The 19,868-nt window shown below is 40.5% G+C and carries 20 protein-coding genes; 9 read left to right on the forward strand and 11 right to left on the reverse strand.

Features of this window, described 5'->3' with window-relative positions:
- Positions 1–436: 436 nt before the first annotated feature.
- Both AACS90_RS17625 and AACS90_RS17630 read right to left on the reverse strand, forming a co-directional pair.
- Entirely contained in the window at positions 437–1,981 is a 1,545-nt protein-coding gene (locus AACS90_RS17625; protein WP_339373630.1) for a phosphoethanolamine transferase, read from the reverse strand.
- A 128-nt stretch (positions 1,982–2,109) separates the two neighbouring features.
- On the reverse strand, positions 2,110–3,072 hold the full coding sequence (locus AACS90_RS17630; RefSeq protein WP_099120933.1) for a polysaccharide deacetylase family protein: 963 nt from the start codon (positions 3,070–3,072) through the stop codon (positions 2,110–2,112).
- Positions 3,073–3,218: 146 nt separating this feature from the next.
- Here AACS90_RS17630 and rfaQ point away from each other — a divergent pair, with 146 nt between their 5' ends.
- From rfaQ to coaD, 6 genes are all read left to right on the forward strand, one after another.
- Entirely contained in the window at positions 3,219–4,286 is a 1,068-nt protein-coding gene (gene rfaQ / locus AACS90_RS17635; RefSeq protein WP_099120935.1) for a putative lipopolysaccharide heptosyltransferase III, read from the forward strand.
- Complete coding sequence (locus AACS90_RS17640) at positions 4,283–5,410, forward strand: glycosyltransferase family 4 protein (protein WP_099120937.1); 1,128 nt, start codon at positions 4,283–4,285, stop codon at positions 5,408–5,410. Before rfaQ ends, AACS90_RS17640 begins: the two co-directional genes overlap by 4 nt.
- Positions 5,410–6,513, forward strand: a complete 1,104-nt coding sequence (locus AACS90_RS17645; protein ID WP_099120938.1) for a glycosyltransferase — start codon at positions 5,410–5,412, stop codon at positions 6,511–6,513. The genes AACS90_RS17640 and AACS90_RS17645 overlap by 1 nt, the downstream gene beginning before the upstream one ends.
- Before the next feature lie 104 nt (positions 6,514–6,617).
- Complete coding sequence (gene waaA / locus AACS90_RS17650; RefSeq protein WP_099120940.1) at positions 6,618–7,895, forward strand: lipid IV(A) 3-deoxy-D-manno-octulosonic acid transferase; 1,278 nt, start codon at positions 6,618–6,620, stop codon at positions 7,893–7,895.
- Complete coding sequence (locus AACS90_RS17655) at positions 7,895–8,671, forward strand: glycosyltransferase family 2 protein (RefSeq protein WP_099120941.1); 777 nt, start codon at positions 7,895–7,897, stop codon at positions 8,669–8,671. The genes waaA and AACS90_RS17655 overlap by 1 nt, the downstream gene beginning before the upstream one ends.
- Entirely contained in the window at positions 8,668–9,150 is a 483-nt protein-coding gene (gene coaD, locus AACS90_RS17660) for a pantetheine-phosphate adenylyltransferase (protein ID WP_099120943.1), read from the forward strand. The genes AACS90_RS17655 and coaD overlap by 4 nt, the downstream gene beginning before the upstream one ends.
- A 46-nt stretch (positions 9,151–9,196) precedes the next feature.
- On the opposite strand, the gene mutM is transcribed toward coaD, so the two are convergent.
- The 8 genes from mutM to radC all read right to left on the reverse strand — a co-directional run bounded on the left by mutM (position 9,197) and on the right by radC (position 16,142).
- Positions 9,197–10,006 carry a bifunctional DNA-formamidopyrimidine glycosylase/DNA-(apurinic or apyrimidinic site) lyase gene (gene mutM, locus AACS90_RS17665; RefSeq protein ID WP_099120944.1) on the reverse strand — a complete coding sequence of 270 codons (810 nt, stop codon included), beginning with the start codon at positions 10,004–10,006 and terminating at the stop codon, positions 9,197–9,199.
- A gap of 50 nt (positions 10,007–10,056) precedes the next feature.
- Entirely contained in the window at positions 10,057–11,232 is a 1,176-nt protein-coding gene (locus tag AACS90_RS17670) for a glycosyltransferase (RefSeq protein WP_099120946.1), read from the reverse strand.
- Positions 11,232–12,335 (reverse strand): glycosyltransferase family 4 protein, encoded by a 1,104-nt coding sequence (locus AACS90_RS17675; RefSeq protein WP_099120948.1) that lies wholly within the window; start codon positions 12,333–12,335, stop codon positions 11,232–11,234. Before AACS90_RS17675 ends, AACS90_RS17670 begins: the two co-directional genes overlap by 1 nt.
- Before the next feature lie 8 nt (positions 12,336–12,343).
- Entirely contained in the window at positions 12,344–13,342 is a 999-nt protein-coding gene (locus tag AACS90_RS17680; RefSeq protein ID WP_099120949.1) for a glycosyltransferase family 9 protein, read from the reverse strand.
- A gap of 153 nt (positions 13,343–13,495) precedes the next feature.
- Complete coding sequence (locus tag AACS90_RS17685) at positions 13,496–14,608, reverse strand: glycosyltransferase family 4 protein (RefSeq protein WP_099120951.1); 1,113 nt, start codon at positions 14,606–14,608, stop codon at positions 13,496–13,498.
- 163 nt (positions 14,609–14,771) lie between these two features.
- A complete protein-coding gene (rpmG, locus tag AACS90_RS17690; protein WP_010847629.1) occupies positions 14,772–14,939 on the reverse strand; it encodes a 50S ribosomal protein L33 in 168 nt (55 codons plus the stop codon).
- A gap of 11 nt (positions 14,940–14,950) precedes the next feature.
- Positions 14,951–15,187 (reverse strand): 50S ribosomal protein L28, encoded by a 237-nt coding sequence (gene rpmB, locus AACS90_RS17695; RefSeq protein ID WP_045967846.1) that lies wholly within the window; start codon positions 15,185–15,187, stop codon positions 14,951–14,953.
- Between the two features lie 262 nt (positions 15,188–15,449).
- The gene (radC, locus tag AACS90_RS17700) at positions 15,450–16,142 is read right to left on the reverse strand and encodes a RadC family protein (RefSeq protein ID WP_099120952.1); all 693 of its coding nucleotides are present in this window, start codon (positions 16,140–16,142) and stop codon (positions 15,450–15,452) included.
- 248 nt (positions 16,143–16,390) lie between these two features.
- Between radC and coaBC the strand changes: the two genes are divergently transcribed.
- From coaBC to slmA, 3 genes are all read left to right on the forward strand, one after another.
- Positions 16,391–17,635: a bifunctional phosphopantothenoylcysteine decarboxylase/phosphopantothenate--cysteine ligase CoaBC gene (gene coaBC / locus AACS90_RS17705; protein WP_099120954.1), complete on the forward strand. Its 1,245-nt coding sequence runs from the start codon at positions 16,391–16,393 to the stop codon at positions 17,633–17,635.
- Positions 17,613–18,071 (forward strand): dUTP diphosphatase, encoded by a 459-nt coding sequence (gene dut, locus AACS90_RS17710; protein ID WP_099120955.1) that lies wholly within the window; start codon positions 17,613–17,615, stop codon positions 18,069–18,071. Before coaBC ends, dut begins: the two co-directional genes overlap by 23 nt.
- 325 nt (positions 18,072–18,396) lie before the next feature.
- Positions 18,397–18,996, forward strand: coding sequence for a nucleoid occlusion factor SlmA (gene slmA / locus AACS90_RS17715; protein ID WP_099120957.1), 600 nt, complete (start codon positions 18,397–18,399; stop codon positions 18,994–18,996).
- Between the two features lie 215 nt (positions 18,997–19,211).
- Here the strand turns inward: slmA and pyrE are convergent, their stop codons facing one another.
- Positions 19,212–19,853: an orotate phosphoribosyltransferase gene (gene pyrE / locus AACS90_RS17720; RefSeq protein ID WP_099120959.1), complete on the reverse strand. Its 642-nt coding sequence runs from the start codon at positions 19,851–19,853 to the stop codon at positions 19,212–19,214.
- Between the last annotated feature and the right edge of the window lie 15 nt (positions 19,854–19,868).

Here is a 19,868-nt window from a genome sequence, read left to right on the forward strand (position 1 = left end):
TATAATATGGAAATTTAGTGTATCATCGATACCAAGTACAACCTTATGAAGTTATCGGGTTTGATACTCTCCTGTTACATATGGAAAAGCTGTGACAAATAGACTGATTATCGGTACTTTTGGGGCAATCGCTATATGCATGAGCTCTGCATTCTCAATAATAAGAATATCTAATGCACTTATTTTTTAATTAATTATACTAATAAATTTTTCTAATAAGCACAATTAATACTAGTATGGTATCCATTTGACAATAATCCCATGAATTTTTACTGTAAATGAATATCGTTAATCACCTTTATTAATGGTTTTTTTCATCATTATATTTTTTAATTATTTACCTTCCAACTTTTAGAAGGATAACTCTGAAAAACTGATGGCTTTATTTAATATTGCCTGAGAAATATAATGTAAAATTCTCAGGCAGAGATATATTTTAATCACCTAATTTATTATCTGATAATGAATTATAATCTATTACTTTATAATTAAACTCAAAGACTTTCACTTCATTATTACAAATATCATTAGATATATATTTACAATCGCTTTTAATCCTAGACTCATGTATACCTATCCATTCAGAATAAATAGATAGGAAATCAAAACCACTTCTCAGTGCGTCAATATAAATTCGACTCTTACTATCATAAGACGTAATAAAAAAAGGAACTTGATAATTTTGCTTATATTTATCGCCATGTGTCAATTTTTGATCTTTTAATTTTCCATTATAAAAAGATACTCCATGATCAGAAAAATACATCATTGACCATTTTTTCTTGGCTTTATTAGCTTCATCAACAATCTTTGATAACAGTTTATCTGTATTTTTAATACTCTGGATATAGCATGATATATCTTTATTCAAATAAAAATTATCATATTTTCCATTTGTTCTTTCACAAAAATTAGTATGAGATCCCATTAAGTGAACAAAAATTATCTTTCTATTTTTATTGTCATTTAATGCATCGACAATTTTAGGTAATAATGAATCATCTGATAATTTTACATAACCATATTCTCCTTTATTAGAGAAAAAATAAGAGTCTGCTTTCTGACCAATCGCACTTACACCTGAATCATGCTCACCTAACATACCTTGGTTTGATAACCAATAAGTATAGTATCCACTTTTATTCGCTAACGATACTATATTATTATTAACTTTTAACTCACCATGTTCTCTTAATGAAAAAGAGTTTGTTAATGATTGAACAGTTGAAGATGCAGCAGAAATATAATTCTTGAATAATACTCCGTTAGCATGGCTCATAAAAGGTGTATTTCCTAAAGAAAAACCATAACTATTCATCATGTCTTTCCTAGCACTCTCACCAATAACAACAATATAGGTATTATATTTATTTTCCTGTATTGATGGCTGCCAATCATCAGCCAAACTTAGTAATCTATTTTGTTCTTCATATTGCTTTTTTACTTCAACATTAGATGAATATATTTCACAAAAAAATCTTATGGGAGTGAAGCGTATTGATAATAAATCAAGCCTTTTTTCTATAATAAAAGTTTTAATCGGATTAAAGAATATACTAAAAAAAACAAAAAAACAAAAAAATAAAAAAACTCTTTTATTTTCTATCTTTAATGATAAATTAAAACATAGCCACCCAAAAAACATAACAAACAAACTAGATATAAAATAATAAATAGGAATAGCACTAATAAATTCAAAGCTTTCATTTTCATTTGTATAATACAATGATATTATTGAATTCAAAGATGGAGGGCCATAAATCAACCCAACGGGAAAATAAACAGCCGATAATGAAATTAGAAAGATAATCGCAAGCTTATAAATTAATTTAAATTCATTGAATATCACAAGAAGAAAAGATAACAAAATTGAATAAAAAAGTCTAAAGGAATACCCTAAGGAATAATTTACCAAACAACTAAATATAAATATTAATACAATTGGAACAAATTTTTCTTTATTTGATTTTTTAATTTCCATAAAAAAACATGAAATATATTTATTAAAATAATCTGACATAATTAAAATCTCTATTAAAATAGATTTTTATAATAAAAACACAAGGAATAAATTAACCTCATACATCATTGAAAGTTAAATTCCTTATTTTACTTTTTTGAAAATTTCAGCCGATAATACTCCCCCAATGTCATTCCCTGAACCAACGGCTTCAAAAACTCAAATAACCCCTCTAAATCCTGATAAAGTTGTTCTATCTGTTTTTCATCCTTAAATGTCGGACTACCGCCGGGCATAAACTCCGATGAGTGCAACATAAATTCAACATAATCACTACCAGATGCCAATGTTTGCTGGACAACAGTTTTCATTTGTTCCAGGTTACCACCTTTTGGGCGCAGCCAGTTAACCGATGGAGAACGTTGCTTCCCTCTGAGAGAGTCATATTTTTGCTTAATAAAAGTCATAAACGGAGAATGCTTATACTGGATACTCATTGGTACCTGTAACAAAGCAGAGTCTCCTTCTTTGGAAATATCCTGCAAATTCATAAAATAAGCATGAGACGGAAAGTGGCTATAATCTGTTCCACCATTTCCATTAGGAGCACCTTTAGTAAAACTCCAGTTAACTTTAGGTGTAACAGAGCAATCTATCTGATAGCCATATTCAACCAACAATTGTGCATAATATTCGTTAAATGCCCAGCGACCCGCACGATGACTCACCATTTTAGTCTGAAGTTTTTCTTCAAGCAGATTTGTCATCAATTTGATTTTTGCCTTGATCTGATCTTTCGGATACTCAATCAGGTACGGCTTATAATGCATATCATCATCAGTCAGGGATATAATCGGAGGATTGTTCCAGGCATGCAGATGCATACCGATCTCTCCTGTATTTCTGGTAATGACATCTTTAGCAAATTCGATATAGCTATCATCCATTGCCATTTCGTAATTAGTTAACCAAACAGGTTTAAACTCAAAACGCTCACATAAGTTCTGAAATCTGGGTAGGTAATGAGTATTTTTCGTTGAGATATGATCTCGATTTTGCCATAGATCATCACCTTCAGTATCGATCGTGATAATAAAAGCGGGTAATGACATCAACATGCACCAAAATGTGATAATAATAGTTGCCCTAATGGTACTCATAGTAATTACATAGCGCAATTAGAGAATCTTAGCGACTAACTTGAGTGTAAAATCAATCCAGCAAGGCTGTTTTTATTTATATCTAAAGAACTCAATATATGGAAAGAAAAAATAATAAAATCAAAAGAATTCTGGTGATAAAACTACAACATCATGGCGATATGTTGCTGACCACTCCAGTTATCAATACATTGGCTCATCATTACCCTAATGCAAAAATTGATGTCCTTCTTTATCAAGAAACGCTACCCATGCTGGAGAATTTAAAAGAAATCTCCCAAATTTTTTCAATAGACAGAAAATGGAAACAGCTAAGGACAAAGAAAAAATTATCACATGAGTGGCAATTGCTGAAAACATTAAGGCAACAACGCTATGACTTAGTTATAAACCTAGCAGATCAGTGGCGAAGCGCATTTATCACCCGTTTTACTGGTGCTCCTATCCGCTTGGCACTTGATTACCCCAAGCGCCAGAATTGGAAATGGCGTTTATGCCATACTGAGGTCATATCCACAGATGATCACGAATCTCTGCATACAGTAGAACAAAATCTTTCTGTTCTTAATCCACTGAATCTTAATCCCCTCATAACCAAGGTAACAATGAGTTATAGTGAACAAGATTCACAGTGGGTAAAATCATCTCTTTTGAATCATCAAATTTCTGGGCAATATATAGTAATTCAGCCTACTTCTCGCTGGTTCTTTAAATGCTGGAATGAGAAGAAAATGGCACAAGTAATAACTGCCTTACAGAAGGATGGACAAAAAATTATTATTACTTCAGGGCCTGATAATCGGGAGCTAGAGATGGTCAATACTATCTTATCCCACTGCCCTGAGAAGGAGAAAATCCTGTCTCTCGCAGGTTTGTTAACCTTACCTAAACTTGCGGCACTAATCGATCATGCTAATTTATTTATAGGGGTAGATTCAGTCCCTATGCACATGGCTGCTGCACTGAAAACGCCCTGTATTGCGTTATTTGGACCATCAAAACTCACATTCTGGAAGCCTTGGGAATCAATTGGTGAAGTGATTTGGGCTGGTGATTATGGCAATATTCCGCACCCTGATGATATCAAAACTCATACAAATGAACGCTATCTCGACCTGATATCAGCAGATACAGTCATTTCAGCCGCAAGGAAATATATTTCATGAAACCTCTCCGTTTAGCTATTGTCCGTCAAAAATACCGCCCAGATGGAGGGGCTGAACGTTTTGTCTCTAGAGCATTAGAAGCGTTAAATCATCAAGACATTGAGCTCAATGTCATTACGCGCTCCTGGCAGGGAGAGAGTAATCCTAACTGGAATATTCATCTATGTAACCCTGTTAAGCTTGGCAGAATCAGTCGCGAGCGAGGCTTTGCCCAGGCTGCCCGAAAATTATGGCAAAAAGAACAATTCGATTTAGTTCAAAGTCACGAAAGAATTGCTGGTTGCGATATTTATAGAGCTGGAGATGGAGTGCATAAGTCTTGGCTACATCAACGATCACGCATTTTACCTAAATGGAAGGCAAAATGGTTGTTAAATAGCCGCTATCACCGCTATATAATGAACGCCGAAAAGGAAATGTATTCAGATAACTCACTGAAGCAAGTAATTTGCAATGCTGAGATGATTAAAAATGAAATTATTGAGGAATTTGGTATATCTGAAGACAAGATTTCCGTGATATACAATGCCATTGATAATAAGAAATTCTTTCCTGCTGATGAACAAATCCGTCAGCAATTACGTAAACAATACGAGATACCTTTTACTGCAAAATGTCTGGTCTACGTTGGTTCAGGATTTGAGCGTAAAGGCTTAGCCGTTGCAATAAAAACAGTAGCAAAAACAGGTGACTACCTACTAGTTATAGGTAAAGACAAAGAACAAAAAAAGTATCAGGAACTTGCTAAAGAGTTAGGATGTTATCCTCGTATCCGATTTATGGGACTACAAAAAAACACCCTCCATTTTTATCAAATGTCTGATACGTTATTGTTGCCAACACTGTATGATCCATTTCCGAATGTCATCCTTGAAGCTATGTCATGTGGTTTGCCTGTGATCACCAGCACAACCTGTGGTGGAGCAGAATTTATTACCGAAGGTAAAAATGGCTTTGTCTGTGATGCCTTGGATCTCCCCAAATTGGAGGAAGCAGTCCGTTGTATACCTGACTATATTTTAGGTACAGATATGTCTATAGCAGCAAGAGAGAAGGTGATAAATTCAACTCCTGAAAATTTATCACAACAATTAATTCAGCTTTATCAACGAGTTTTAGCATAGTGAAAGAACATATTCTTTTTGTTATTGATGGGTTACCGGGGGGAGGAGCTGAAAATGTGACTCTCCGACTAGCTACTGGTTTACATCAATTAGGTTACCAAGTCTCATTACTTTCACTTAACACCCAATTGGCTTACACGATACCAGAAGGTATTCACTATGTTGTCAGCCTTGATCATTATAAGGGTCCGTTAAGAAAGGTAAATGAACTTAGTCGCCGAGCTAAAGCTATGGATAAGGTGCTACTGGAGCTTTTTCAGCAAAAAGGTAAACCAGTTCTTGTTCTTTCTAACCTACATAAAACTGATCGTATCGTAGTTAAATCAAAATTATTGCATGATTGCAATGTGTGGCATTGCATTCATGGTGTTTTCTCAAAGTCATACTTGAGCAATAAAAATACCTTTTCTTCTTGGACAAAAAAAGAAAAGATAAAAAAAGTTTATAAGAATAGAAAAATCATCTGTGTTTCTAATGCAATCTGTAAGGATTTGTTAGAGAACATAGGCGTTCAGCCAGCACAGATAAAAACCATTTATAACCCATTTGACTTCAATGAAATAAAAAAGAAGTCTTTACAACCCAATCCTTACCAGAACTTAAACTATCTGCTACATATTGGTCGTTTTCATGAAGTAAAACGTCAAGACAGATTGATAGAAGCTTTTGCAAAGGCCAAACTTCCATGCAAACTTCTTATCGTAGGGAATGGTTCTGAAGAAATAGAAAACGGTATTAAGAAAAAAATTCGTGAATTAGGCCTAAATGATAATGTTATTTTAGCGGGATTCCATTCTAATCCACTCCCTATTATTCACGATGCCAAAGCAGTAATCATCAGTTCTGACAGTGAAGGGCTACCCACCGTACTAATCGAAGCATTGATTTGTCATACGCCAATAGCCAGCACGGATTGCCCAGGTGGAGTCAGAGAAATCATGACACATGGGCTCGAAAAATATTTAGCAGAACTGACTTCTGACGCGTTAGCGGAAAAAATGCAGCTTGCTTATACTCAGCCTCCAAAGATCTCAAACATAATGTATGAAAAATTTGAGTTAAGAAATATTATAAAGCAATACATTGCGTTAATAGAAAAATAGCCCAAGCTATTGCCATTTGGGTATAAAGGGTATCCGCATTTTGCACACTTTCTTCAATCCAATGTGATACTATAGCCGCAGTCTATTTCAGTGAATTTGATAGAATGTTGCTTCGCTTATATCAGGTACTTCTCTACCTTATCCAACCTATTATCTGGTTGCGCCTGCTACTGCGCAGCCGTAAATCTCCGGCTTACCGTAAGCGCTGGAGTGAACGCTATGGTTTCTGTGCCCAAAAGGTGAAACCGGGAGGAATCTTACTCCATTCGGTTTCAGTCGGAGAAACATTAGCTGCTATTCCTCTCGTCAGGATATTACGGCACCATTATCCTTTTCTGCCAATCACTGTAACAACGATGACGCCAACCGGTTCGGAAAGAGTACTTTCTGCACTGGGGGCCGATGTTAACCATGTTTATTTACCGTATGATTTGCCGGGTTCTATGGGGCGCTTCCTTGATAATATCAATCCCAAGCTGGTGATTATTATGGAAACTGAACTATGGCCTAATCTCATTACCCAGCTGCATCAGCGAGGAATACCACTGGTTATTGCTAATGCCAGACTTTCAGCACGCTCTGCTACCGGATATCAGAAAATAAACAGTTTTATCAAAACTATTCTAAATAAAATAACACTCATCGCAGCACAAAATCAGGAAGATGGTGAGCGTTTTATTGAATTAGGACTAAAACGAACCCAGCTGGCAGTCACAGGCAGTCTGAAATTCGATATTTCTGTTACACCAGAACTGGCAGCCAAAGCTGTTACACTTCGTCGCCAATGGGCTGCACACCGTCCCGTATGGATAGCCACCAGTACTCATGAAGGTGAAGAAACGATTATACTGGATGCGCATCGAAATTTATTAAAACAGCATCCTGATTTACTGTTAATTTTAGTTCCACGCCATCCTGAGCGTTTTGCTAAGGCAGAGGAATTAACACAGAAAGCAGGGCTAAAGTCAGTACTGAGGAGTTCCGGCACTATCCCTGATGCCAATATTCAGGTTGTTATCGGCGATACGATGGGTGAACTGATGCTCTTGTACGGGATCGCTGATTTAGCTTTTGTCGGTGGTAGCTTAATCGAGCGCGGTGGTCATAACCCTCTGGAAGCTGCCGCTCATGCAATCCCTGTCATAATGGGCCCACATACATTCAATTTTAAAGATATCTGTGCCAAGCTGAATAAAGCTGATGGCCTTATCACGGTTACAAATAGCTCGTCTTTAAGTAGTGCTGTTAATAGTCTGCTGATAGATGAAGACTACCGCCTTTATTACGGTCGTCACGCCGCCGAAGTACTACATGAAAATCAGGGCGCATTGCAACGTTTGTTAAAATTACTGGAACCCTACCTCCCACCACGGAGCCATTAATGAGTGTGAGAAAACGCCTGTCCGTTGTGATGATTGCCAAAAATGCCGCTGATTTGATTGGTGATTGCCTGTTATCTGTGGATTGGGCGGATGAAATTATCGTTTTGGACTCTGGTAGTACCGATGCTACCTGCCAGATAGCCACAGAGATGGGTGCGAAAGTATACACCAATACACAATGGCCAGGCTTCGGTTCACAACGGCAACTTGCTCAATCTTATGCCAACGGTGATTACATCTTCATGATTGATACCGATGAGCGGGTTACTCCGGAATTAAAGGCTTCAATTGAACAGGTTTTAGCAGCACCTGACGATAATAAAGTCTATGCCTGCGCTCGCCAGAACTTATTCATGAGCCGGTTCATGAAGCACAGTGGCTGGTATCCTGATAAAGTCACCCGCCTTTATTGCCGTGAACGTTATCAATATAACGATAATCAGGTTCATGAATCACTTGATACTCAGGGTGCCAGTGTCGTGACATTAAAAGGTGACTTACGCCATTTAACTTGTCGCAATCTGATGGAGTTCCAGCAGAAACAACTTAATTACGCAAAAGACTGGGCCAAACAACGCCACGAACAAGGTAAAACCACCGGGTATTTTTCTATTATCAGCCATACTCTGGGCGCATTTTTTAAAACATGGCTGCTAAGAGCAGGTTTCCTTGATGGCAAACAGGGGTTAATATTAGCTGTTGTCAATGCTCAATATACATTCAATAAATATGCAGCACTCTGGGAACTCACCCAAACAGAGAATCAAAGGCAATGAAAAAAAAAGCAATTTATCCCGGTACTTTTGATCCTATCACTTACGGTCATCTCGATATTGTGACCCGTGCAGCTAATATGTTTGACCATGTTTTGCTGGCAATCGCCAACAGTGACAGAAAAAACCCTATGTTCACTCTCGAAGAACGCATCGCGCTGGCAACAGAAGTAACTTCTCATTTAGATAATGTTGAAGTCGCTGGATTCAGCGAATTGATGGCCAATTTTGCGAAAAAACAGCAAGCGACAATTTTAATTCGTGGTGTTCGTTCAATTTCTGATTTTGAATATGAATGGCAGCTTGCCAATATGAATCGGCATTTTATGTCCGAGCTGGAAAGCGTCTTCTTATTACCTTCTCAAAATTTATCCTTTGTATCATCATCCTTGATTAAAGATGTTGCCCGTCATGATGGCGATGTTTCATCATTCTTGCCAGAACCGGTTACACAAGCCATGTTGAAAAAGCTAGCGAATTAATCTTTCCGGGGGCGCCTACGCCCCCCAAGTACAGATCTAAGCACAATCAATGCTGGCATCGCCGACAAAAAAATGTGCTTCTTTGCCCCAGTTTTATGCTGTCAATTTTTTCACCACATATTGGGCAAGACTCGCCTTTCTTACCGTAAACAAATAACTCTTGCGCGAAATATCCTGGTTTTCCATCCGATTGCAGAAAATCTTTCAGTGTTGTTCCTCCCTGTTCAATAGAACGACGCAAGATCTGCTTTATTGTATCAGCCAGCAGGTGTGCTTCTTCCTGAGTCAATGAGTGCGCAGGACGTTCAGGCAAAATATGAGCAACATACAGAGCTTCATTGGCATAAATATTACCCACACCAACAACCACTTTGTTATCCATTATCCAGGGCTTAATTGCCGTTCTCTTGTTGCGGGAAAGGGTATAAAGATATTCACCATCAAACAAATCAGACAGAGGTTCAGGGCCTAAATGAGCCAATACAGAGCACTCTTCCAGGCTCTGACTCCATAGCCAGGCACCAAATCGCCGTGGGTCGGTATAACGAAGAATTTTGCCATCGGCCATCACTAAATCGATATGATCATGTTTTGCCGGAGGAGAGTCATGCAGCAAAATACGCAAACTGCCGGACATACCCAGATGAACAATAATCCATCCATCAGATAATTCTATCAGCAGATACTTTGCCCGACGCTGTACGCTGATTACACGGCTATCCGATAACTTCATAATCTGCTCAGAAACAGGCCAGCGCAAACGTGAGTTTCGTACTTCAACATAATGAATCACATTTCCGGCCAAATGTGGCTCAATTCCCCTGCGACTGGTTTCAACCTCTGGTAGCTCCGGCATATTTACTCCTTGGATAAACGTTCTACAGCACCTATTTCAGCAGATTATACTCAAGAAAGATTTTTCTCTATCTCCTGCATAATTAATTTTGCACGTTGATCCCAATTAAAATGCTCCTCAACCAATCTCTGGGAGTGTTCCGTTTTGAGCACTATTTCAGCCGGGTTATCAATTAATAACTGAATTTGTTGCGCAAAACTTTCTGCGTTTTCACTGTGGGCAAAACTCACTGACTTCTCATCAACAGCATCACGAATGGAAGGAAAATCAGAAATAACAACGGGTTTTCCCATTGCCATATATTCAAAAAGTTTAAGAGGGGATGTATAACGACTACCAATGCTGGTTTTTGTCAACGGCAGGATGCAAATATCATTATCTGCAATGACTCGAAAACGATCTTTAGGATGGATAAACCCCATAAAATTAACTCTGTCACTGACACCAATCTGCTGTGCTACAAATTTTAGCTGCTCAATCTGCTCACTATTTCCGCCAGCTATATTCAATACTGCATTATTGAGGTAACACATCGATTTCATAGCAGTCGGTACACCTTTCCAGCGGTGTAAACTACCCAGATACAATACCTGTGTTGTTTCTCCTTTCTGGTATTGTTTACCAGAAGAGGCCATTTTTGTTTCTTCAACTGCCAACAGATCAACACCATCAGGTGCAACAATAATCGGCGTTTTTACACAATATTCTGTATAAATGTCATCACGCAGTAGTGAAGTCAGCACAAAAATAGCGCTGGTGCGCTGATAAACGTGCTGTTCAATTTTTCTCAGTTTAGAGTATTTGCGTTTATTAACATAGGTATTCAAATCACGGGATTCTTTAAAAGACTGAGAAAAAATTTCATGGCTTTCAAAGAAATGGGGAATATCAGGATGTTTGTGCAACAGATAATTAGCCATCTTAATATTGCGAGTAAAAATGGCATCTATCTTATGTTTTCGCAACCAGCAGGAAACCTGAAAATAAAATAATTTTTGCGTGTTGACAGGAAAATACCATCTACGCCGCATATCACGCAAAGCAATTAATTCAACAGAGGAAGGTAATTTTCTGCCGAGGATTTCCTCGACATTATTTCGGCCAGCAGGTGTAATCAAACAAACCTCGTGCCCCTGACGAGCAAAAGCATCCACATTCTGCAAAATTTGCAGTGAAGCAACTCGAAAATCAGGTACAGGGTAAGGGTCAATATAAGCAATCTTCATTATTTTTTTATAGTGTCTAATAAACGGTTTGCAGAATGCTCCCAGGTATACAGGGTTTCTATTCTCTGACGAGCACGTTTCCCCATATTTTTTCCTCTATCCGGTAAAGAAAGGAGATGATTAACGGCTCCGGCAATAGCCGTCTCACTACCCGGTGCGACCAGAATACCAGACTGGTTTTCATTTCCCACCACTTCAGGTATGCCACCGATATAACTAGCAATAACAGGACGTCCGCATGCCATTGCCTCTGCAATAGTAATACCGAATGCTTCATCGCCAATACTCGGAAATATCCCAGCATCCCCTGCGGCATAAAACTCAGGTAATTGGTCATGGCTAACAGGAGGATGGAAAATCACTGATTGTTCTAATCTTAACTCAGCAACTTTTCTTTCAAGTTGCTTTAGTTCTTCACCTGCGCCAATAATTAATAATTTAACATCCTTATCTCGCAGCAAAGCCATTGCTTTGATAGCAACTTTCATACCTTTCCAGCCCACTAAGCGGCCAGCAAAAGTCAGCAAAAACGTATTTTCATGGATCCCAAGCTTGCTCCTGACATCAGAGTGAGCGGGTTTAAATTTATCAATATCTACTCCATTGTAGATAACATTTGGAAATTGTTTGAAATGATGCTGAATCTGCCAACCGTTAAAATGGCTACAGGCGGCCCAGGCTGATATTTTTTTCCCTAACAACCGATCACCTTTAAAAAAGCTGGTTCCCCCACTCATATAACAAAACTTAGTACGGGAATGAGTTGGCATCATTCTGGGCCAGAAAAAATCAAAAGGTTTTGTCAGTATGACCCAGTCAAAATTTTCAGCAATCACCGCCTCACGGGCATGACGGGCAAACGAGTAACGTTCAACAATTCGCTGAAAACGACGACCGATATTGATTACACGTTCTCTGGGGATAAATGGGAAAGTATGGATCCGAATATTTCGATTGCCCAATTCTGGTTTAATATCCCCTGTACCTCCGAAAATATGGATCTCATGCCCTGCGTCAGTCAACGCCTTCGCTAGCTCCCAAACTGCGGTCTGAATACCACCATAGGACATCGTCACGGTGACATCAATAAACCCTATTTTCATCGTTTTTATTATCCTTTGTCTTCGGCTTCCAATATGCTTTTCACTGATTGCCAGACCTGTTCCACTGATATATCTGACATATGATCTTCGCGAGTTGCCTGACGATAATCCACCGGATGCTCGATGACAGCCAATTTTGCATGCTGTTGTGGAGCAAGAAAGCGACCGGGGTGAAAGCTATGGTACATAGCAACCATTGGTATCCCCAATGCTCCGGCCAAATGCGTTGTTCCCGTATCAACACCAACATATAAACTCAGTTGACTTATAATCGCCGCATTTTGACGCATCGTCGTTTTTCCAGCCAGAGATATACACCTTTGTGCGCCTAATTGCTCAGACAAGCGTTCTGCCACTTCAGCACTATCCTGACTGCCCAGTAGTAAAATAGAAGCTGACGGGTAATGAGAATAAATTCGTTCAGCTAGTTCATGAAAAGAGTCTACTGGCCAGTCACGATAAGATTTCGCTGGAAAACTTTGTAGCTGGAAGCCAATCCTTAATTTATCTTCAAGCCCGTGGAGATGTAAAAAAGAGTGGGCATACTCTGCTTCACTCGGACTCACGCAATATTTCAAACGCCAGTCATGGATCGCAATACCAAGGGCATTCGCTAATAACGCTCTTTCCTGCTGAGCCTGCATAAGCTCTTGCGGTTTTTCTACAGATAATTCATTTAAAGTTTGACTGGAATGTTCAGAAAAACAAACAACGACATTCGCTTTTCTTCTGGCATATTGTAGCAATGGCTCATCATTACTATATACCAATGCCAAATCATAGCTATGACGAGAAAACCATCCTCTCCACTTCGCTTTTGTTTTTGAAAAAGCAATTATTGAATTAATTTCATCAATATTCTCAAGAATCTCTTTTGTTCTTTTATGCGCCAATACATCAATATTGGCTTCCGGCCAGCTTAGTTTCAAAGCTCGAATTACTGGTGTGACGAGTAATGTATCACCAAAACGTGCAATATTGATGATCAAAATATTTTTAGGCTGCATAATGATGAATTATAAAATTATCCATTAAAGAGATTACTCAAAAGAGCCGAGGTCAAGGTTATTTAATATGTATTGGTGAAACTAACTATCAATTTTGCTTTAATATAATAATTCATGCTGTATTTGATAAAGCAATGATAAGAGCATAAATTACTATTTTCTGCCACTGGTAATAAATATAGACTCCATTTTATCCAGCATATTATCCATACCAAATTCAGATATTGCCCGTTTCAGTGAGGCATCTCCCATCTGTAAACGTAGTTCTGCATTTCTTATTAGTAATTCTAACTTATTAGTTAATTGTTCGACACACTTAGGCTCGATAATATAGCCAGTTTCACCATCAATCACAGCCTCAGAAATCGCGCCAACCGATGTCGATATGACCGGTAAACCACAGGCCATTGCCTGCATAATACCTTGCGGTACTCCTTCGTTACCAAAAGAAGGCAATGCAAAAATATCCATTGAGTTTAAACAGTCCGGTACATCCTGCCGATTGCCAAGAAAGATAACACTATCCGTCAGGCCTTCCTGCTTAACCCATGGTTCAAGATTTTTTCGCTGTGGCCCGTCGCCAACAAACAGTAATTGCCACTCCGGATAGCGTTTATGGAGTGCTTTCCAGCTATCCAACAGATAGCGGTGCCCCTTCCAGGTTCGCATTGTTGCCACAATCCCAATTGTCGGTTTATCTGCAATTCCAATACGTTGACGGCACTCCTGTTTATTTTTAGGATGAAAACGGGTCAGATCAATGCCTGTGGGAACAGATGTCATGTGGGATAAAGGGTAACGATTGTTTGTGTGCAGAGACTGGCGCAACTTTTCTCCAGTCGTCACGATATGGCGGCTAGACTGCAAATAAAGCCAGCGGGTCGCTATAGACGTTGAAACATTGGTGGAAACGTGTCGGGTCCGGACTATCGGGGGCATGCCCTTTAATGTGGCACTCGCCGCAGCTACCAGCCAGGAATCAGTCGAACTGTGGGTGTTAATGACATCAAACCGTTGGCCTTCAGCCTTTAACCAGCGGCGCATTGCTGTAAAACATGAGAAGCGTTTTTTTTCAATCGGCAATGCCACAACAGGAACACCATAATGGTGAGCCTCACGATAGAGTGTAGAAGTAGGACAGCAAACGATAACCACATGATGTCCACGGCGCATCATACCCTGAGATTCCGTCAGAATACGAATCTCCTGCCCTCCCCAACCACATGATGATTCTGTGTGTAAGATATTTAAGGTTTTTCTAGTCATTTTCAGAGTCACGCCTGACGATTCATATATCAAAAAAACGTAGTATAACTGAACGACCGTTTACGTTCACGAGTAACCATATCCATCTAAATATATGAAGGTTTCAATTGCATCAGGCATAAAAAAGCCCAGCAATTTGCTGGGCTTTTTCAATCCACTAAAATTATTTAATTTTAGCTTCTTTGTACATTACATGCTGACGAACAACTGGATCAAACTTTTTCATTTCCAGTTTTTCAGGCATAGTACGCTTGTTCTTCGTAGTGGTATAGAAGTGACCAGTACCAGCAGAAGAAACCAGCTTAATTTTATCGCGAATACCTTTAGCCATTTTTCAGCTCCTTAGTATTTCTCACCGCGGGCACGCAGTTCAGCAAGAACTGTATCGATACCCTTTTTGTCGATCACACGCATACCTTTAGCAGTTACACGCAGAGTTACAAAACGCTTCTCAGACTCAACCCAGAAACGGTGAGAGTGCAGGTTAGGCAGAAAACGACGCTTGGTCGCATTTAATGCGTGAGAGCGGTTGTTGCCACTCACAGGACGCTTGCCAGTAACTTGGCAGACTCGGGACATGTCTATTCTCCAAAAATCAATTCAGCTCGAGCTTTGTATTGGGTATGGCCGCCTCGTCAGGCTTAGGAGCCCATCTCAGCAAATTTTCTTTACTGATAAAAAACGTTGCTGAAAAGACTCACAATTTCTCAGCAAAAAATTCACTGAGATAGGCTCTTCTCGCCAGGCCCAAGATCCTCAAAGGTGGCGTAGTATACGCCCTCATTCGCCGATGCTCAAGTCCCGAACAGCTAAGATCTGATCGGTTCGTGCAAAAACCGTATTAAATCCAGCCTCTTTCTACAAATGAAACACAATATTGTTTGCCAATAACAATATGATCTAAAACTTTAACCCCGATTAAATCACAAGCCTCAATGATTTTTTCTGTTACCAGTTTGTCAGCCAGACTGGGTTCCGGGTTACCGGAAGGATGATTATGGGCCAGGATAATGGATGCAGCATTTACTTTAACTGCCTGTTTTACAATTTCACGCGGGTGGACTTCAACTTTGTTTATCGTTCCTTTAAACATTTCATCATGACAAATGACTTTATGCTGATTTGTCAAAAACAGGACAACAAAAATCTCCCGATCCTGCCAGGCTAATAAATCCTGCAAATAATTTTGGGTTGCGACCGGGCTGCTCATCACATCTTCATGGATAAATTGGCTGGAGAAGAAACGTTTTGCCAGTTCAGAGACGGCTTGTAACTGCACGTATTTGCATAATCCCATACCTTTATGTGAGCAAAAATCAGCATAATCAGCTGAAAGCAGATGGTACAGGGAACCGAATGATTGCAATAGATGCTCAGCCATTTGTACAACAGGCACACCTCTGGCTCCTGTGCGTAAAAATATCGCTAACAGCTCTGCATCCGTCAGGGCAACCGCACCATATGCCAGTAGTTTCTCCCGGGGAGCAAGATCTGAATTCACTTCATCGCTTTTTTCCACCATCGTGATATCCATTCGCTCCCCCTTTTTACTTATCCTGTGTCTGGTGAACAGCCATCATGGCGCATACTGCCGATACTCACATCGCTAATATCTCATGATGAAAAAACAACCGCCAGAGCCATTCTTATGCTTTGCGTAACGCTTCGCAAACTTGTCATTTAGTCATCACAAAACAGAGGCGTTCTCAGCTCCATATTCTCAGTACTTTATTTTCTTATGATAGAATCTTGGTAATCGTAACTTACAGGTGGACAATCAGAATGGCAGGACTTTCCGGCAACGAACTTTCTGGTAAGCATCTTTCTGGTAAACAGATTGTGCTCGGTATCAGTGGCGGTATTGCTGCTTATAAAACAGCGGAGCTGGTACGTCGTTTACGCGATCGCGGTGCACAAGTGCGCGTAGTGATGACACCAGCAGCAGAAGCTTTTATTACTCCTCTGACATTACAGGCCGTCTCAGGTCATCCAGTTTCTGCTGATCTTTTAGACCCAGCGGCAGAAGCGGCTATGGGGCATATTGAACTGGCGAAATGGGCTGACTTGATCATTCTTGCCCCTGCTACCGCCGATCTGCTGGCCCGTTTAAGTGCTGGTATGGCAAACGATTTAGTAACGACTATTTGCCTGGCTTCAGCAGCACCTCTGGCAGTTGTTCCTGCAATGAACCAGCAAATGTACCGGGCCAAAGCTACTCAGCATAATCTCAACATACTAAGAGAGCGTAATGTGCTGATTTGGGGTCCGGATGAAGGCAGTCAGGCCTGTGGTGATGTAGGGCCGGGAAGAATGATTGAACCGATGGAGATCGTCGAGCGGGCAACTCAGCACTTAAACCCTGTCAGAGATTTTGTGGGCCTTCAAATCACAATTACTGCCGGCCCGACTCGTGAGGCATTAGATCCTGTCCGTTTTATTACTAATCATAGCTCCGGAAAAATGGGCTTTTCTATCGCTCAGGCAGCGGCAGAACGTGGTGCGGAAGTCACGTTGATTACCGGCCCTGTTAATTTGCCGACGCCTCTGCACGTCAAACGTATTGATGTCACCAGCGCACTGGAAATGTACAAACAAGTACAGGAAACGGCTGCTTCACAGCATATTTTCATCGGCTGTGCTGCCGTCTCTGATTATCGCTTCAAGCAGACTGCAACTGAAAAACTCAAGAAACAGGGTGATGAAATCACCTATACATTAGTCAAAAATCCTGACATCGTAGCGAGTGTTGCGGCAATGGAAAAACATCGCCCCTTTGTCGTTGGATTTGCAGCCGAAACCCGGAATGTGGAAGAATACGCCCGCGGAAAACTCAGGCAGAAGAATCTGGACCTGATTTGCGCGAACGATGTATCGCTGGCTGAACATGGCTTTAACAGTGATACCAACGCATTACAGCTGTTCTGGCATGATGGCAGCACTAATTTACCGCACAGTGGTAAATTACAACTCAGCCACCGCTTATTAGACGAGATATTCAAACGCTATGATGAAAAAAATCGACGTTAAAATCCTTGATCCCCGCATCGGACAAGAATTTCCTTTACCGACTTACGCTACTCCTGGTTCTGCGGGTTTAGATTTACGTGCTTGTCTGGATAATGCAGTGGAACTGGCTCCCGGTCAGACTGAACTTCTTCCCACGGGGCTTGCTATCCATATCGCGGATGAACAACTCGCTGCGGTCATCCTTCCCCGCTCTGGTCTGGGTCATAAACACGGGGTAGTACTGGGTAATCTAGTCGGGCTGATTGACTCTGATTATCAGGGGCAGCTGATGGTTTCTGTCTGGAACCGCGGAGATAAGACCTTCGTCATTGAACCGGGTGAACGCATTGCACAAATGGTGCTTGTCCCCGTTGTTCAGGCTGAGTTTAACTTGGTAGAAGATTTTGAAAGCAGTGAACGTGGCAGTGGTGGTTTTGGTCATTCCGGTCGTCAATAATTTTCCTAACGCCTGATACCATTAACCCACTTTTATATTTTTGCCTATCTTTGTATGGGCAAAATGTATACCCAATCAGTTTTGAGTTGCGATTTATACCCAATGGATTTCAAGTTGCATCGCGGCTGCAAGGGAATGACAAATTCGTCGGGAACGAATTTGCCCAGCCAAAGGCTGGCCTCCGGTGAGAGGCAGGAGCCTCTCAGTAATCCCGGGGAGCATAGATAACTATGTGACCGGGGTGAATGAATGCAGCCAACAAAGAGGCAGCTTGAAAGGCGAAAGGTATAGATATTTTGCTGTCTTAGCAGGGGTATTACCAGACATGGCAGAAATAGAACGTACAAAAAAGAAAAACAGACGTGAAGAAATCTTGCAGGCACTGGCACATATGCTTGAATCCAGCGATGGCAGCCAGCGTATTACCACAGCAAAACTTGCCGCCAACGTCGGTGTTTCTGAAGCCGCACTTTATCGTCATTTTCCAAGCAAAACCCGGATGTTTGACAGCCTGATCGAGTTCATTGAAGACTCTTTGATTTCACGTATCAATCTCATCCTACAGGATGAAAAAGAGACTATTCCCCGACTCCGGTTAATCCTGATGCTGATTTTAGGCTTTGCAGAAAAAAACCCGGGGCTGACCCGTATCATGACAGGCCATGCCCTGATGTTTGAGCAGGACAAGCTACAAAGCCGCATTAACCAGCTGTTTGAACGCATTGAAGTACAGCTTCGTCAGATCTTAAAAGAGAAGAAAATACGGGATGGTCAGGGTTTCAGTTATGATGAAACCGTACTGGCATCACAATTGCTGGCTTTTTGTGAAGGAATGCTCTCTCGCTTCGTTCGCTCTGAATTTCGTTATCGACCAACGAAAGAATTTGAAGTGCGCTGGCCTTTGATATTAACGCAATTACAATAAATCACGCTTACCACTTTTCATGATAGAAATTTGATAACAGGCGTTTTTTTACATTAATTTGTGTTAACATGATTTGGCTAGCTGAGTTGACTACCCAATCGCTCAGTAATGACATTCCAGCCATATTATATACGGAATGTTATTTCTACTACTCACCCCGCCCACCATTGGGCGAGGGATTTTTTTTAGCCTGCTATTACGGCAGAACTTATCAATCAGATACCATACTCGCGACGGTAAGCTTCCACAGCTTCCAAATGAGACTGCATTTCCGGATTTTCCCGCAGATAAGTGATCAAGTCATTTAAAGTAATGATAGAGAAGACCTGACACTGGTAATCACGTTCAACTTCCTGAATTGCTGAAAGTGTTTCCCGCCCGCGCTCCTGACGATCCAGACACAAAATAACGCCAGATAACGTTGCACCATGTTGTTTGATGATTTCCATCGATTCACGAATCGCAGTTCCGGCTGTTATCACATCATCTACCACTACAACTCTGCCTTGTAGTGGGCTACCGACCAGCGTTCCGCCTTCCCCATGATCTTTCGCTTCTTTGCGATTAAAGCAATAAGGCATATCAATATCATGATGCTCCGCCAATGCTACAGCGGTTGTCGTTGCAATTGGGATCCCTTTATAAGCTGGCCCGAACAGCAGATCACACGGGATACCACTATCCTGTAATGCTGCAGCATAAAAACGACCAATCAATGCCAAATCACGTCCGGTATTAAAAAGACCCGCATTGAAAAAATATGGGCTCTTACGACCGGATTTCAGCGTAAACTCGCCAAATTTCAGCACTTGCTTTTTCAGTGCCAGTTCAATAAATTCGCGCTGATAGGCTTTCATGGGTTTCTCCTTTTG

The sequence above is a fragment of the Xenorhabdus sp. KK7.4 genome, assembly GCF_963876465.1.
Lineage (GTDB): Bacteria > Pseudomonadota > Gammaproteobacteria > Enterobacterales > Enterobacteriaceae > Xenorhabdus > Xenorhabdus stockiae.